Source organism: Billgrantia gudaonensis, assembly GCF_900100195.1.
GTDB classification, from domain to species: domain Bacteria; phylum Pseudomonadota; class Gammaproteobacteria; order Pseudomonadales; family Halomonadaceae; genus Halomonas; species Halomonas gudaonensis.
Map to the genome: position 1 here is coordinate 90,256 of NZ_FNES01000012.1, position 15,082 is coordinate 105,337.

11 protein-coding genes are annotated in these 15,082 nt (G+C 65.9%); 7 read left to right on the forward strand and 4 right to left on the reverse strand.

Annotated elements, in window-relative coordinates:
- Positions 1 to 62 precede the first annotated feature (62 nt).
- The gene (locus tag BLP96_RS14175; protein WP_245682264.1) at positions 63 to 1,184 is read left to right on the forward strand and encodes a histone deacetylase family protein; all 1,122 of its coding nucleotides are present in this window, start codon (positions 63 to 65) and stop codon (positions 1,182 to 1,184) included.
- A gap of 10 nt (positions 1,185 to 1,194) precedes the next feature.
- Here the strand turns inward: BLP96_RS14175 and BLP96_RS14180 are convergent, their stop codons facing one another.
- The 4 genes from BLP96_RS14180 to BLP96_RS14195 are packed head-to-tail and all read right to left on the reverse strand — an operon-like array spanning position 1,195 to position 5,805.
- Positions 1,195 to 1,554, reverse strand: a complete 360-nt coding sequence (locus BLP96_RS14180; RefSeq protein WP_089687267.1) for an AtuA-related protein — start codon at positions 1,552 to 1,554, stop codon at positions 1,195 to 1,197.
- Positions 1,538 to 2,929, reverse strand: coding sequence for an acyclic terpene utilization AtuA family protein (locus BLP96_RS14185; protein ID WP_089687269.1), 1,392 nt, complete (start codon positions 2,927 to 2,929; stop codon positions 1,538 to 1,540). The genes BLP96_RS14180 and BLP96_RS14185 overlap by 17 nt, the downstream gene beginning before the upstream one ends.
- Entirely contained in the window at positions 2,926 to 4,818 is a 1,893-nt protein-coding gene (locus BLP96_RS14190) for a TRAP transporter permease (RefSeq protein WP_089687271.1), read from the reverse strand. Before BLP96_RS14190 ends, BLP96_RS14185 begins: the two co-directional genes overlap by 4 nt.
- A gap of 21 nt (positions 4,819 to 4,839) precedes the next feature.
- The gene (locus BLP96_RS14195; RefSeq protein WP_089687272.1) at positions 4,840 to 5,805 is read right to left on the reverse strand and encodes a TAXI family TRAP transporter solute-binding subunit; all 966 of its coding nucleotides are present in this window, start codon (positions 5,803 to 5,805) and stop codon (positions 4,840 to 4,842) included.
- A 174-nt stretch (positions 5,806 to 5,979) separates the two neighbouring features.
- Here BLP96_RS14195 and BLP96_RS14200 point away from each other — a divergent pair, with 174 nt between their 5' ends.
- The 6 genes from BLP96_RS14200 to BLP96_RS20500 all read left to right on the forward strand — a co-directional run bounded on the left by BLP96_RS14200 (position 5,980) and on the right by BLP96_RS20500 (position 15,070).
- The gene (locus BLP96_RS14200) at positions 5,980 to 6,870 is read left to right on the forward strand and encodes a LysR family transcriptional regulator (protein ID WP_089687274.1); all 891 of its coding nucleotides are present in this window, start codon (positions 5,980 to 5,982) and stop codon (positions 6,868 to 6,870) included.
- A 72-nt stretch (positions 6,871 to 6,942) separates the two neighbouring features.
- Positions 6,943 to 7,632 carry an SDR family oxidoreductase gene (locus tag BLP96_RS14205; protein WP_089687276.1) on the forward strand — a complete coding sequence of 230 codons (690 nt, stop codon included), beginning with the start codon at positions 6,943 to 6,945 and terminating at the stop codon, positions 7,630 to 7,632.
- A 36-nt stretch (positions 7,633 to 7,668) separates the two neighbouring features.
- On the forward strand, positions 7,669 to 8,151 hold the full coding sequence (locus tag BLP96_RS14210) for a peroxiredoxin (RefSeq protein ID WP_089687278.1): 483 nt from the start codon (positions 7,669 to 7,671) through the stop codon (positions 8,149 to 8,151).
- 108 nt (positions 8,152 to 8,259) lie between these two features.
- On the forward strand, positions 8,260 to 9,117 hold the full coding sequence (locus tag BLP96_RS14215; RefSeq protein WP_245682265.1) for an ATP-binding protein: 858 nt from the start codon (positions 8,260 to 8,262) through the stop codon (positions 9,115 to 9,117).
- A complete protein-coding gene (nosR, locus tag BLP96_RS14220; protein WP_089687282.1) occupies positions 9,114 to 10,442 on the forward strand; it encodes a response regulator c-di-GMP phosphodiesterase, NosR family in 1,329 nt (442 codons plus the stop codon). The genes BLP96_RS14215 and nosR overlap by 4 nt, the downstream gene beginning before the upstream one ends.
- Positions 10,439 to 15,070, forward strand: coding sequence for an EAL domain-containing protein (locus tag BLP96_RS20500; protein WP_340147976.1), 4,632 nt, complete (start codon positions 10,439 to 10,441; stop codon positions 15,068 to 15,070). Before nosR ends, BLP96_RS20500 begins: the two co-directional genes overlap by 4 nt.
- Positions 15,071 to 15,082 lie beyond the last annotated feature (12 nt).

Here is a 15,082-nt window from a genome sequence, read left to right on the forward strand (position 1 = left end):
GATTGCCAGAACGGCTATGCTGGAATCAGGCGCCTCCGTCTCATGTCTTTCAGGAGCATTCCGTGGCCGACCCGAACAGCGTGATCGCCTTTTACGATGAACGCGTCCTGGCCCATCAGCCCGATTCCGAAGCCCCCTTCCTACCCGGTCGCATGGACCGGCGGGTTCGCCAGTTGCTCTCGTCCCTGAACGTGCCGTGGAAGTACCCGGAACACGCCGGGCGGCTCACCACCATTCGCCACCTACTGGAGCTCGAACCGGTGCCCGGCTTGCAGTTCGAGTGCGGCAAGCCGGCCACACGAGAACAGCTGGGACGCGTGCATACCAGTTCCTACCTCGAGCGCATCTTCGAGCTGCGCGGCAAGAACGCCTGGCTGGACATGGACACGACGGCCGTCTCCCCCGGCAGCGTCGATGCGGCCGAGGTGGCCGCCGGCACTGCCATCGCCGCCGTCGAGGCCGTGTTCCAGGGTCGCTGCGAGTCGGCCTTCGCCCTGGTGCGCCCGCCCGGCCATCACGCCGAACCGGTGCGCGCCCGCGGCTTCTGCCTGTTCAACAATGTGGCGGTCGCCGCCGCCCATGCCCAGGCCGCTTTCGACTGTCAGCGAGTGATGATCGTGGACTGGGACGCCCACCACGGCAACGGCACCCAGGACATCTTCTGGGCCGACCCCGACGTGATGTTCTTCGACATCCATCGCGCCTCGCCTTTCTACCCCGGCTCGGGGCAGTTGGAGGACATCGGCGAGGGCATGGGGGAAGGCACGACCGTCAATGTGCCCATGCCGGCGGGAGCCGGCGACCGCGCCTACCTCAAGGCCTTTCACGAGATCCTCGAGCCCGCTGCCGATTGGTTCAAGCCGGACCTGATCCTGGTGTCGGCCGGCTTCGATCCGCACAGCTTCGACCTGGCGCTGAACGTCACCTACGAAGGCTTCGCGGCCATGACCGGAATCCTGCAGGATCTGGCTCGCCGGCACTGCCAGGGGCGCCTGGTCTTCGTGCTGGAGGGCGGCTACCACCTCCTGTCCTTGTCGCGCGGCGTCAAGACGGTGCTGGAAGTGCTAGCCGGCGGCACCTTTCCGGAGCCAGGCACCGCCGGTCTCGCCGAGGTCGAAGCCGCAGCCGAGTTTCACCGCCTGGCGTTCGTCGCTGCCAACGAGGGGTCCGACCTCGAGTCCTGAGGCTGTTCGCTCAGCTCTCTGGCGGGGCCGGCAGGACGACCTCCATGCCGAGCAGCAGAAAGGAGAGCGTCTTGCCGTGACCGTCGAGATTGAGCGCACCGTTGACGCCACCCTGCAGCACGTCGTCGATCACCAGGTTCATGCCCGCCAGGCCCGGCATCAGATAGCGGCGCACGCGGCTGGCGCCGCGGTGGGCGAACAGGGCCAGCACGCGCGACTCGGTGACCTGTTCGACCAGCAGCGGGTAGTCTCGCTCGGCATAGGCGAACAGCGCGAGGTTGAGCCGGTCGCCCTTGTCGCCGGCCCGCGCGTGGGCCAGACGATGCAGCGGCACGCTCGCCGACGTAGCGACCTCAGTGACTGGCGGCATGGGCTTCGCTCCTCTCGTCGAACAGGGTCGCATGGGCAACCACGTCGCTGCGCTTGACCAGGTAGGAGGCCGTGCACACGCGGCGCTGGAAGTGGCGACGCACGCCGCCACCGCCCGCGGGCCCCGCGCAGTAGAGCGCCAGCAATTCCTGGGTGGCGCGCTCGACCCAGCGGCGCTCGGGGTGCTCGACGGCCAGGCGCAGGCGATAGTCGCCCGACTCGCTCGGTTGCCGTTGCGCCTGCAGCTCGCCGTCGTCGCTGTCGAACACGCTGGCATGGCCGATCAGATCCAGCCGCGAGCGCAGCTCGGGCGGCACGCGAAAGCCCAGCCGCTCGCGGAGCACTTCGGCCGCCAGTTGGGCGCGGGCCAAGGCATTGGGCCCGGCGTAGGAGATCTCCGCCTCGCCCTGCCAGCCGCCTTCGTAGCAGACGGTGGTCTTGAGCCGTTCCGGTGCCGGTTTGCCACGGATTCCGCTGACCGCCACTCGATCGGGTCCCACCTCGCGCACCACGACCCGGGAGAGATCCACCACCACATCCGGCGTCAGGTAGTTGGCAGGGTCGTGCACCTCGTAGAGCAGCTGTTCCTTGACCGTACGCTCGGTCACCAGGCCGCCGGTGCCCGGGGGTTTGGTGACCGTCAGGCTGCCGTCCTCCTCCACCTCGATGATGGGATAGCCCACCGTGGCCAGTCCGGGCACGTCCTTGAACCCCGGGTCGGCGAAGTAGCCGCCGCTCACCTGGGCGCCGCACTCCCCGAGGTGTCCGGCCATCATGCCGGCGGCCAAGCGGTCCCAATCGTCCCAGGCCCAGCCGAAATGGTGCACCAGCGGGGCCAGGAACAGCGCCGGGTCGGCGACGCGCCCGGTCACCACCACCTCGGCCCCTTGCGCCAGAGCCTGCACCAGGGGAGCCGCCCCGAGATAGACGTTGGCCGAAATCAACGCCTGGGCACCCGGCAGCTCACGGTTTTCCGCCTCCCAGCGCTGCAAGTCGAGGCCCGCCAGGCGATCGCGAATGTCGTCCCCCTCTACCAGGCCGATGCGCGCCGTCTCCCTGCCCACCGCCGCGGCCAGCGAGCGCACGCGCCGGCATGCCCCCAGCGGATTGGCGGCGCCGAAGTTGCCCAGCACGCGAATGCCATGGGTCAGGCAGTCGCCGAGCACGGGAGAGAGCAGCTCATCCAGCAGCGGTTCATAGCCCTTGTCGGGATCGTCGCGCATGGTGCGATGGGCCGCCGCCAGGGTGCGTTCGCCCAGGGTCTCGAAGAGCAGCGCACAGGGCTGGCCACGCCGAATCAACTCGGCCACCACCGGAATCGCCGCATCGGTGCGGTCGCCGGAGAAACCCGCGCCGCTTCCCAGCAGAAAGGTCATGAGTGAGTCTCCTTGGCCGGTAGCTCCCCGGCAGCGCAGCGGCGCGTGCCTCGCCGCCGCATGCCGTACAGCGCCACCAATGCCAGCAGCGCCGCAGTGGTGGTGAGCCAGCCCGGCGTCAGCGCCAGACCGATCACCAGCACCAGGCCGGCGACGTCGAGCCAGCGATGGCCGGTGATCGCCACCCGCGACATCAGCGAGGCGAAGGCCAGCACGAAGACCACGCCCTGACAGATCGCCAGCAGGATGTCGACCGCGCCACCGAAGCCGGCCAGGGCCGGATAGATCAGCAGCAGGAAGGGAATCACGTAGATGGCCGCCGCCAGGCGCACGGCCTCGCCGGCCGCCGGCAACCAGTTGGTGTCGGCGATGCCCGCCGCCACGAACACCGCCACGCACACCGGCGGCGTGATGACCGACAGGGTAGCGAAATAGAACACGAAGAGATGGGCGATCAGCGGCTCGACGCCGATGGTGGTGAGAGCCGGCGCCAGCACCGAGGCCACCAAGACGTAAGCGGCGGTGGTGGGAATGCCCATGCCCAGGATCAGGCACACGCCGCCGACGATGCCCGCCACCAGGAACAGCGACTCGCCGCCCACGTTGACGATCAGGCTGGCAAGCGTCACCCCGATGCCGGTCATGCCGATCATCGCCACCAGGATCTGCGCCCCGGCGAGCAGCACGCCGATGATCACCATGCCCCGGCCGGCATCCATCAGCCCCGACAGCAGATTGGCGAAGATCTCGCGCCACGCCATCCGCGCCAGCAAGGCAAAGGGCACGAAGGTGAGCACCGTCATCAGGATGCCGTAGAACGCCGACATCTGGATCGAGTGCCCCGAGAGCACGCCGTAGAACAGCCCGCCCAGCGCCGCGAGAATCGGCACGATGCGTGCCGGACGCAGCACCTCGGCCCAGTTGGGCAGCTCATCGTCGGGCACCACGCGCAGCTGGCGTCGTCTGGCCACCAGGTGGATGGTCAGGAACACGCCCAGATAGAAGAGAATCGCCGGCAGCAGCGCCGCCAGGGCGATGCGCACGTAACTCTCGCCGAGGATCTCGGCCATGATGAAGGCCGCCGCCCCGAGGATCGGCGGGGCGATCTGCCCACCGGTGGAAGCCACGGCCTCCACGCCGGAAGCGAAGGGCCGGGGGTAGTCGAGCCGTTTCATCATCGGAATGGTGAAATTGCCGGTGGTGGCCACGTTGGCCACCGCACTGCCGCTGACCATGCCGAACAGCCCCGATGCCACGGTGGCCACCTTGGCCGCGCCCCCCGGCGAGCGCCCGCTGATGCGCAGGGCCAGATCCATGAAGGTCTGCCCGCCACCGGTGTGCAGCAACAGGCAGCCGAACAGCACGAAGGCCGCGATGGTGGTGGCGGCGACTCCCACCAGCATGCCCCATACGCCCAGGTCGCCGAGATAGATGGTTTCGGTCATGTAGGCCAGATCGAAACCGCGATGTCCCAGCGGGCCGGGGATGAGCGCCCCGAACCGGGCATAGGCCAGGCCGGCCACCACCAGCAGCGGAAAGATCGCCCCGATGGCCCGCCGCGACAGCTCGAGGATTGCGACCAGCAGCACGCCGGTGAAGAGCATGTCACGCGGCCCCGCCCAGGGCAGTTCCACCAGGATGTGCTCCTGGTTCATCACCACGTAGCCGCAGGCCAGCACCACGCCTACCGCCAGCGACGCGTCAACGGCCAGGCCCAGGGGCCGCCAGCGGGTGCCGGCCCCCAGGGGATACACGGTCAGCCCCAGCAGGATCACCAGCGCGAGAAAGATCCCCCGCTGGATCAGGCTTTCGAAGGGGCCGGTGGCCGAGGTATAGAGGATCAGCCCGCCCAGCGTCAGGGCCAGGACTCGGGTCAGGTTCTCGCGCATGGGAAGTTCCTCGGCCGAGCCTTATTCCGCGGGCTGCAGAGCGTCGGGAATCTCCATCCCTTGCTCTTCGAAGTAGCGGGCAGCACCGGCATGCAGCGGCACGGTTCCTACATCGAGGGTCATCTCCGCCAGGTCGGCACCCTTGACCGCGGAGAAGGCGTTGGCCTGGGGCTCGGGGTTCTCCATCACCGCCTTGACGATCTGGTAGGCGGTCTCCTCGTCCATGTCCGGATGGGCATGCACGGCCACGCCGAAGGCCCAGGTGGTATAAGCGGGAACGCCCTCACCCGCGCCTTCGGGAATGTCCACCACGGCAATGTCGGGCATCTCGCTGCGCAAGGTCTCGGCCTGCTCGTCGCTGAGCGAGAGCACCTCGATGGGCGTGAAGGTGGCGATGTCCATGGTCGAGCCGTCCAGGCGGTTGCCGACCCCGGACTTCACGTAGCCGGCGATGCGATCGTCCTTGATGGAGTCGACCACGTCGGTGGTGGAACCGCGCACGTACTCGGGGGCGATGCCGAGGGTTTCCAGCACGGCCTCGGTGGTGCTCTCGGTGGCCGAACCGGTGATCCCCGGATTGAGGCGTACCCCGTCCAGATCGTCGAGGCTCTCGACCCCGGCGTCTGCGCGCAGCACCACGTTCTGCGGCGCCACGGTGTAGACCCACAGCAGCCGGCTATCCACGGCACGGTCTGCGAAGTCGCCTTGCCCCGCATAGGCATGATAGCCGGTGTTGGTGGTCACCAGCCCCATGTCGATCTGATCTCGGCTGAGCCGGCGCAGGTTGTCGACGGTGGCACCGGTCTCGGCGACGGAGGAACTCACGCCGTCGAGCTCGCCGTTGATGATCTGGTTGACCGCCACGAAGTAGCCGTAGTGGCTCGACGAGCTGGAGGTCGAGCCGATCAGCAGGCGTTCCTGGGCGGGAACGGTGGCAGCGGTGAGGATGGCGGCACTAGCGGCCGCAGCGGTGAGCAGCGTTTTCATGGTTGGCTCCTGCCCGCAATCGGGCTTGTTGTTGTCACGGATTGCGCCATGGGCTGCGCAGCCGGGGATCGGCGTCCCCGCATGGCGGCGGCCCGGTCATAGCACACTGGCAGCATGGACACCGTCTTATTTTTTGTATATTGAATTGTTTTTAAAATCTGTTTTACTTTCTAAATGAAACCCAGCATCCGTCAGCTCAGCGCCTTCGTGGCCGTGGCGCAGTCGCGCAGCCTCGCCGAGGCCAGCGAGCGCATTCACCTTTCCCAGCCCGCCATCTCCATTGCCCTGCGCAAGCTGGAAGAGAGCGTGGGTGGCGCGCTGTTCTCGCGCACCACCCGCCAGCTATCGCTGACCCCGGAAGGCGAAGCCTTTCTCCCCGTGGCCATACGTCTACTCAACGACTGGACGGAAGCCTTCGAGGATCTCGACGACCTCTTCTCCAAGAATCGCGGCAAGGTCACCGTGGCGGCCTTGCCCACGCTGGCCGCCGGCCTGCTGCCGGGCATCATCGCCGCCTTTCACGACCGTTACCCGCGCATCAACTTCGCCTTGCACGACGTGCTCGCCGAGCAAGTCAACGCCATGGTGAGAGAAGGCCGCGCCGATCTGGGGCTCTCGGTGCCACCCCTCGACGCCGAGGAGTTCCACTTCGAGCCGGTGCTGGAGGACCGCTATGTCGCCGTCTGCCCCGCTGGCCATGCGCTGCTCGCCCAGCCACAGGTCGAGTGGGCGCAGCTCGCCGGCCACCCCTTCATCGGCATCCACCGCCTGTCCAGCTCCCGCCAGGACATCGACCGCATCATGGCTGACGTGGGCAAGACGCTCGACATTCTCTGCGATGCCAGCCAGATCGCCACGGTCGGCAGGATGGTGGCCGCCGGCGTCGGCATCAGCGTTCTGCCGGAGCTGAGCTTCCGGCAGATCGCCACCCACGGCATCGAGTATCGGTCGCTGGTGCAGCCCCACATCGGACGCCCGCTCGGCATCATACAGCGCCGTCGTCACCCGCTTTCCGCCGCTGCGGCGACGCTTCGCGAGATGATCGTCGCTCAGGCCGAGGCATGAGCACTATTTGCAGCACGTCGACGCTGTGGCCATGCTGAAAGGGATGTCCACTGACTGGCACAGGAGACGAGCATGCAAGACCGTGTATTGCTGATCACCGGCGCTTCCAGCGGCATCGGCGCGGCCACCGCCCGGGCCGCCTCGAGGAACAACTACAAACTGGTTCTGGCGGCCCGCACGGAATCCAAGCTGGAGGCCCTGGCCCGCGAACTCGGCCCGGAGAACGTGCTGACCGTACGCGTGGACGTCACCGACATGGCCGACCAGCAGGCGATGGTGGAGCAGGCGCTGGAGCGTTTCGGTCGCATCGATGCCGTGTTCGCCAACGCCGGACGCGGCGGCTCGCCCGGCGGCTTCAGCGGTGCCGACCACCAAGCCTGGCGCGACATGATCCTGACCAACGTCTACGGCGTCGGGCTCACCCTCCAGGCTACCCTGCCGGCGCTGCGCAGAAGCCGCGGCCACGTGCTGCTCACCGGCTCGGCGGCGGGGCGTGCCACCATCCCCGGTTCGATGTACAGTGCCACCAAGTGGGCGGTGACCGGCATCGGCTACAACCTTCGCGAGGAGCTGCGCGGCAGCGGCATCCGCGTGACGCTGATCGAACCCGGCATGGTCGACACGCCCTTCTTCGACGAAGCGCCGGAACATGCGCTCGAGGATCGCGATATCGCGAATGCCGTGCTCTATGCCCTGAGCCAACCGGCCCACGTCGACGTCAACGAGATACTCGTGCGTCCCACTCCGCCGGAAACCGACTGAACCCGGCCCCCTTTCCCCCGACATCAGGAGTCGTCAATGTCCCTCTCCGTAGGCGATACCCTTCCCGACATCACCTTGAAGACCCCCGGCCCCGACGGCCCCGAGGACATCCGCACCGGCGAACTGTTCGCTGGCAAGCGCGTGGTGCTGTTCGCCGTGCCCGGCGCCTTCACCCCGGGTTGCTCCAATACCCACATGCCGGGCTTCGTGGTCAATGCCGACAAGATCCTGGCCAAGGGCGCCGACGTCCTGGCCTGCCTGTCGGTGAACGACGCCTTCGTGATGGGCGCCTGGCAGAAGGACCAGAACGCCGAGCATATCCTCATGCTGGCCGACGGCAATGCCGACTTCACCCGTGCCATCGGCATGGACCGCGACGCCAGCGCCGGCGGCATGGGCGTGCGCAGCTACCGCTACGCGCTGATCGCCAACGACGGCGTGGTGGAATATCTGGGCGTCGACACCCAGCGCGGCGTCGTGGAAGACAGCAGCGCCGACGCCATCCTGGCTCATCTATAAAAGTGGTATCCCACACTCAAGAAATGGCCAATCATGCCGAATAAATAGCAGGAGGTATCCGACTCCCGGCCAGGCATGCCTGGCCGGCCGAAACGCTCAGGGGGTGACATGTCTCATGCCGAGCATCAGCGCGCGGCCCAGCTGTTGCGTGACCTGGAACAGGCCAACAGCCAGCTGCTGCAATCCGAGAAGCTCGCTTCCATCGGCCAGCTCGCCGCCGGGGTCGCCCACGAGATCAACAACCCCATCGGCTACGTCTTCTCGAACCTCAAGACGTTGGCCGACTATGTGCGCGATCTACTGGAAATCATCGACGCCTCTGACCGAGTCACTTCCCTGGAAGAACTGCAAGCCCTCAAGCAACGGCTCGATTACGGCTACATTCGTGACGACGTTCGGGCACTGATCAGCGAATCCGAAGAAGGCATCGAACGGGTCAAGTCCATCATCACCGCCTTGAAGGACTTCTCGCACATCGACGAGGAGGACTTCGTGGCCGCCGACCTCCACCGCGGCCTGGAAACCACGCTCAGCCTCGTCAACAACGAGCTCAAGTACAAGGCCGAGGTGATCAAAGAGTACGGCGAGCTTCCCCCCGTGGAGTGCCTGCCGTCTCAGATCAACCAGGTGGCGCTGAACCTGCTGACCAACGCCGTCCAGGCCATCGACGGGCGCGGGCGCATCGTCATCCGTACCGGCTGCGACACCGAACGCGCCTGGTTCGAGATCGAGGATACTGGCCACGGCATCCCCGCCGAACACCGCGAACGCCTCTTCGAACCCTTCTTCACCACCAAACCGGTAGGCGAAGGCACCGGCCTGGGGCTGGCGCTCTCCTCGAGCATCGTGCAGAAGCACGGTGGCCGGATCGAAATGGCGAGCGAACCCGGCCGGGGCAGTCGTTTTCGGGTATGGTTGCCGATCCATCAGCCCCATGACTCAGCGCCGGAGCCCGATCCGCGATGACCGACACGCCCACCGCCACTCTGCTGCTTGTCGACGACGAGCCCCACGTGCTCGCCGCCTTGCAACGAGAGCTGCGTCACGAGGGCTACCGCCTGTTGACCGCCAACGATGGCGAGGCAGCGCTCGCCCATCTGGCCACCGAGCCCGTCGACGCCGTCATCTCGGATGCGCTGATGCCCGGCATGGACGGCATCGAAATGCTGGCGCGAATCCAGCACGAACATCCCGACTGCCTGCGCCTGCTGCTCACCGGCAAGGCCGACCTGAACGCCGCCGTGCGTGCCATCAACGAAGGGCATGTCTATCGCTACATCGCCAAGCCCTGGGATGCCACCGAGCTGCGCCAGACCCTTCAACTGGCGCTGGCCCACCAGCAAGCCCAGCGCGAGCAGCAGCGCCTGGAGGCGCTGACCCAGGACCAGAACCGCGAACTCAGCGAACTCAACGCCACCCTGGAGCGGCGGGTCGCCGAGCGCACCGCCGAGCTCCAGCAAACCGCCGACATGCTCGACGCCGCCTACGGCGAGCTGGAGCAGAGCTATGTCACCGCCACGCGCGTGTTCTCCTCGTTGATCACCCAGCGTCTACCGAAAGACTTGCAGACCAATGCCACGGTGAGCGAACTGCTCAAAGCCTTCGCCGACCAGCACGAGCTCGACGAAGAGACCCAGCGCGACCTGCAGATGGCGGCGGCCCTTTACAACCTCGGCAAGCTGACCTGGAACGACCACCTGCTGACCGCGCCCTCCGAGCGCCTCTATGCTGCCGACCGCGATGCCTACCGCCGCTACCCGGAAAGCGGCGAGAGCCTGCTGATGGCCCTGGAACATCTGGAAGGGACGGCGAAGATCATCCGTCATCATCGCGAACGCTGGAACGGCAGCGGCTATCCCGACCACCTCCGCGAGCACGCCATTCCCTATGGCGCCCGACTGCTGGCGCTGGCCGTGGATTTCGTCGAACTGCAACGCGGCATGATCCTGCCGCGCAAGGTGCCCCGGCACAGTGTCCTCGCCCTGCTGGAAAAGTTCGCCGGCCGCGTCTACGACCCGGCACTGGTTGCGCCGTTCGTGGAACTCTGCGTCGAGCATGCCCCCGACTTGGGACTGGGCGGCAAGAAGGTGCTGTCGCTGGAAACCGCGCGTCTGGAGCCCGGCATGCAGCTCGCCCAGGACCTGCTCTCGCCCAGCGGTACGCTATTGTTGAATCGAGGCAAGGCGCTGTCGCGTAGCCTGATCGACAAGCTCATGCGCCTGGAAGAGCTGGAAGACGTGCGGCTCGAACTGCTGGTGCATCCGCCCGAAGCAACCGAAGACGAGCCTTGACCTCGTTTCGAGAGGCGACGTTGAACGACAACGAGACGACAACCACTCCCCTGTATCGCACCGCCACCGTCACCATGGTGGCGCTAAGCTGCCTCGGCATCGGCCTGTTCGCTCTGGTGGATGCCGCCGTTTCTGCCTTTCCCGTCTCCATTCGTCCGCTGATCAACCCCGATGGGGGTCTGGCCACGGCCTTGCTCGGTTTAGCGCTGCTCTTCGGTTGCCTAGCACGCACTCACAGCGCACGTCTTGCAGCATTGGCCCTGTTCGGCGTGGCGGCCACCAGCCCGTGGCGAGCTTTCCCCGGCAGCATGCCGGATGCCATGGCACTCATGTTCGCCTTTCTCGCCCTCAGCTTGCTGGCGAGTGGCTGCCGCAACCACCGGCTTCGAAACGTCGCACGTTTCCTGGCCTGGCTGACCGTGCTGTCTGGCAGCGCTTTCCTGCTCACCGGCTGGCTAACGCCCTTGCCGGAGGCACTGTTCACCCACACCACTACGGCAGTGATCGCCGGGCTGGTCGTCACTGCCGGTGGCGCGGGCATCCTGGTGCAGCACCGGCTGCATCGCCAATCCCCGATGCGCTTTTCAAGACTGCCGCTGGCGACCGGCATCCTCGGCTCCTTGCTGGCGGTGAGCGGCTGGTACTTCCTGAGCAGCCAGAGCCTGCAACGATTGGAAGGAGACGTCGCATACACGCTCTCACACGCGAAAACCACGATCCGGCACGATATCGAGGATCATGTCCAACTGCTGCAGCGGCTGGTTGGACGCTGGGAAACGCTCGGGCGAATTCCTGCCGCACCACTGCGCCAGCACGAACTCGACAGTTACCTGGACGACTTCCCTTCGCTGGACTTCATTGCCGTGCTGGATGACGAGTTCCAATTTCTGGAAGGACAGTCGCACCACCCGGAGCTCGATGACGACGAGATCGTCAACACCCTATCGTCGGCCAGCGTGGCCACCTGGCTTCCCGACTCTCCGGCAGCCCGCCGAGCCCTCCATAGCACGGCCATCCGTGGTTCCCAAGGGGAAAACTGGTTGCTGCTGGCCCTCCCCCTATCGCTGTCGTCGCCACACTGGCTGGTGTCGAGCCTCGATGTGGCCACATTGCTCGAGCGCCACGAGTCACATACCGGTCCTTTCCATCTCCAGGTGGCACATGCAGGGGAGATGCTTTTCGACTCCCTCGAGACGACGGCCGACCAGGCGCTGCAGGCCATCGACCAACAGCACATCGAGCTGCCAGGTGGCGGCGAGTGGACCCTGACCGCCGCCCTGCCGCGCTCGCGCCTTCAGCTCAGTGCCGTCGTGCCGACCCTGACGCTGCTCAGCGGCCTGCTGTTCACCTATCTGCTGATGATCAGCCTGGGCCTGAACCAGCTCTCCCGAGAGCGCCGCCACCGGCTGAACGCCAGCCATCGCGCCCTCGAGCAGACGATGAAACAGCGCGACCAGTTCTTCACGCTGTCGCTGGAACTCTTCTGCCGCGTCGACCTGGAGGGGCGATTCCTGCAGGTGAATCCGGCATTCCAACAGTCCCTGGGGTTCAGCCACGATCAACTCATCGGAAGCACCTACGGCCGGCTGATCCATCCCGACGACCAGCCGCTGATCGCCCAGGCCATACAGGCACTGGCCGGAGGAGACAGGATTCAACAGCTGGAAGCCCGCGTCATCGATGCCCGCGACGAGACGCACTGGGTCGAGATCAACGCCGCCCTTGGCGACGAGTCGGTCATCTACGCCGTGGCACGGGACGTCACCCTGCGCAAGCAGGCCGAGGCACAGCAGGTTCGCGACCGGAGACTGTTCCGTATCGTCGGTCGCACCGCTCAGATCGGTGGCTGGTACTTCGATCTCAGCGAGGGACGACCGATCTGGTCCGACGAGGTGTGCGCCATTCACGACGAGCCTGCCGGCTTCCAGCCTACCCTCGAGCAGGCCATCGCCTACTACAAACCGGCCTACCGCGAGCGCCTGCAGCAGGCTTTCGAAACCTGCGTGCGCGAGGGCAAACCGATCGACGACGTCTTCGAGATCGTCACGGCCAAGGGTCGCCATCGCTACGTGCGCGTCATCGGCGAGGCGATGCGCAACGAGCAGGGTGAAATCATACGTGCCCAGGGCTCGACCCAGGACATCACCGAGCGCAAGCGCCTGCAGGACGAGGTGCACCAGCTCGCCGAACGACTCACCACTACGCTGGAGAGCATCACCGACGGCTTTTTCACCCTGGATGCCGAGTGGCGCTTCAGCTACTTGAACCACGAGGCGGAACGGCTCCTGCAGCGCTCGCGACAGGAGCTGCTGGGTCAGGATATCTGGCAAGCCTTTCCCGAGGCAGAGGGCACGCTTTTCGAAACGGAATACCGGCGTGCGGTCGCCGACGGTATTTCCGTCACCTTCGAGGAGTACAATCCGCGGCTCGATCTATGGGTGGAAGTGCATGCCTACCCCTCCGACGAAGGGCTGGCCGTCTACTTCCAGAACATCAACGCTCGCAAGGCCGCCGAACGCCAGCTGCGCATTCTGGAGCGCGGCATCGAGTCCAGCGTCAACGGCGTCGTGATCGCCGACGCCCAACAGCCGGGCTACCCGATCGTCTATGCCAATGCCGCCTTCGAAAAGATCACCGGCTACACCCGCGAAGAAGTGATCGGCCACAACTGCCGCATGCTGCAGGGCGAGAACACCGATCCCGACGCCAAACGCGCCCTGCGCCTGGGCATCGAGGCACGGCGCACGCTTCACGTCACGCTGCTCAACTACCGCAAGGACGGCTCGCCCTTCTGGAACGACCTGTACATTTCGCCGGTATTCGACGACCCGGGCGAGGTCACCCACTTCATCGGCATCCAGAACGACATCTCCACGCAACGCGAGTACGAGTCTCGGCTCGCCTATCATGCCAGCCACGACGCGCTCACCGGCCTACCCAACCGCGCCCTTCTCGAGGACCGCCTGGCCCAGAGCAGCCAGTTCGCCCATCGCTATGCGCGCAGCCTGGCCGTGCTGTTCGTCGATCTCGACGATTTCAAGCCGATCAACGATACCCTGGGCCACGAGGTCGGTGACCACATTCTCATCGAGGTCGCCCGTCGCCTGGAAGCCGGGGTACGCCCCGGCGACACCGTGGCCCGCTTCGGCGGCGACGAATTCGTCATCCTGCTGCCCGACCTGGCCCACCAGGACGACGTCCTGCCCATCGTCGAACGACTGCTCGACAGCGTCGCCCGCCCCTACCGCGACGGCGACAGCGAGCTGCGCCTGACGGCGAGCATCGGCATCGCCCTGCGCCAGGACGACGACCTACGGCCCACGCGTCTCATCCAACAGGCCGACCTGGCCATGTACAAGGCCAAGCGCCACGGGCGCAACACCTACCAGTGGTTCACCCAGGATCTCAATCACAAGGTCAGCCAGCGCGTGACGCTGCGCAACGCCCTGCAGCGCGCCATCGAAGAGGAGCAGTTCGAACTCCACTATCAGCCGCAAATCCACGGCGCCAGCGGCTCGGTGATCGGTTTCGAGGCGCTGATCCGCTGGCGCCATCCCGAGCGCGGCTACGTTTCACCCATGGAGTTCATCGGGCTGGCAGAGGATACCGGCCAGATCATCCCCATCAGCGACTGGGTGCTGGCTACCGCCTGTCGCGACAACCGCCATCTCAACGAGCTGGGGCTGGGCCCATTGGTGATGTCGGCGAACGTCTCACCCATGCAATTCCAGCGCAGCCGCTTCGTGAGTCATGTCCAAGACACTCTGGCCACTACCGGACTGGCACCCGAGCTTCTCGAGCTGGAACTCACCGAGGGCGTGCTGATGGACGGCTCCGAAGGCGTGATCGACACCCTGCACGTCCTGCGCGAGCAGGGCATCAAGATTGCCATCGATGACTTCGGCACCGGCTTTTCCAGCCTAAGCTATCTGAAGCAGCTGCCCATCGACAAGATCAAGATCGACCGTTCCTTCATTCGCGAGGTGATCAGCGACCATCGAGATGCCGCCATCGTCAAGGGCATCATCTCCATGGCCAGCTCGCTGCCGGTCAAGGTGGTGGCCGAGGGCGTGGAGACCCAGGCACAGCACGCCTTCCTGCAGAAGCTGCCGTGCGACATCTATCAGGGCTACTACTTCGCCCGCCCCATGCCGCTGGACGAGCTCGAGGGCTTCCTGCACCAAAATCGTGCCGCCCAGCGCCTACGCCTGGCACGCGAGAACGGCGAAGCCGGTAAACCCACGGTGCTGTTGCTCGACGACGAGGCCAACATCCTGAACGCCTTGACTCGCACGCTGCGCCGCGATGGCTACCGCATCCTCGCAACGGAAAGACCCCAGCAGGCTTTCGAGCTGCTGGCTACCGAAGACGTTCAGGTCATCATCAGCGACCAACGCATGCCGGAGATGAGCGGCACGGAATTCCTGCGTCGCGTCAAGGAACTCCATCCGGATACGATCCAGATCGTATTGTCGGGCTACACCGACCTGAAGACCGTGACCACGGCAATCAACGAAGGCGCCATCTTCAAGTTCCTGACCAAACCCTGGGACGACGAAGAGTTGCGCCTGGTGGTGCAGCAGGCGTTTCGCAAGGCGGCATTGATGCAGGTTCAGGCGCCGTCTTGATCGACCGACGAC

Bases quoted from the DNA above. Each gene is read 5' to 3' on its own strand.
- BLP96_RS14215 (WP_245682265.1), top strand. From the start codon at position 8,260: ATGTCTCATGCCGAGCATCAGCGCGCGGCCCAGCTGTTGCGTGACCTG.
- BLP96_RS14180 (WP_089687267.1), bottom strand. From the start codon at position 1,554: ATGCCGCCAGTCACTGAGGTCGCTACGTCGGCGAGCGTGCCGCTGCAT.
- nosR (WP_089687282.1), top strand. From the start codon at position 9,114: ATGACCGACACGCCCACCGCCACTCTGCTGCTTGTCGACGACGAGCCC.
- BLP96_RS14195 (WP_089687272.1), bottom strand. From the start codon at position 5,805: ATGAAAACGCTGCTCACCGCTGCGGCCGCTAGTGCCGCCATCCTCACC.
- BLP96_RS14185 (WP_089687269.1), bottom strand. From the start codon at position 2,929: ATGACCTTTCTGCTGGGAAGCGGCGCGGGTTTCTCCGGCGACCGCACC.
- BLP96_RS14190 (WP_089687271.1), bottom strand. From the start codon at position 4,818: ATGCGCGAGAACCTGACCCGAGTCCTGGCCCTGACGCTGGGCGGGCTG.
- BLP96_RS14200 (WP_089687274.1), top strand. From the start codon at position 5,980: ATGAAACCCAGCATCCGTCAGCTCAGCGCCTTCGTGGCCGTGGCGCAG.
- BLP96_RS14210 (WP_089687278.1), top strand. From the start codon at position 7,669: ATGTCCCTCTCCGTAGGCGATACCCTTCCCGACATCACCTTGAAGACC.
- BLP96_RS14205 (WP_089687276.1), top strand. From the start codon at position 6,943: ATGCAAGACCGTGTATTGCTGATCACCGGCGCTTCCAGCGGCATCGGC.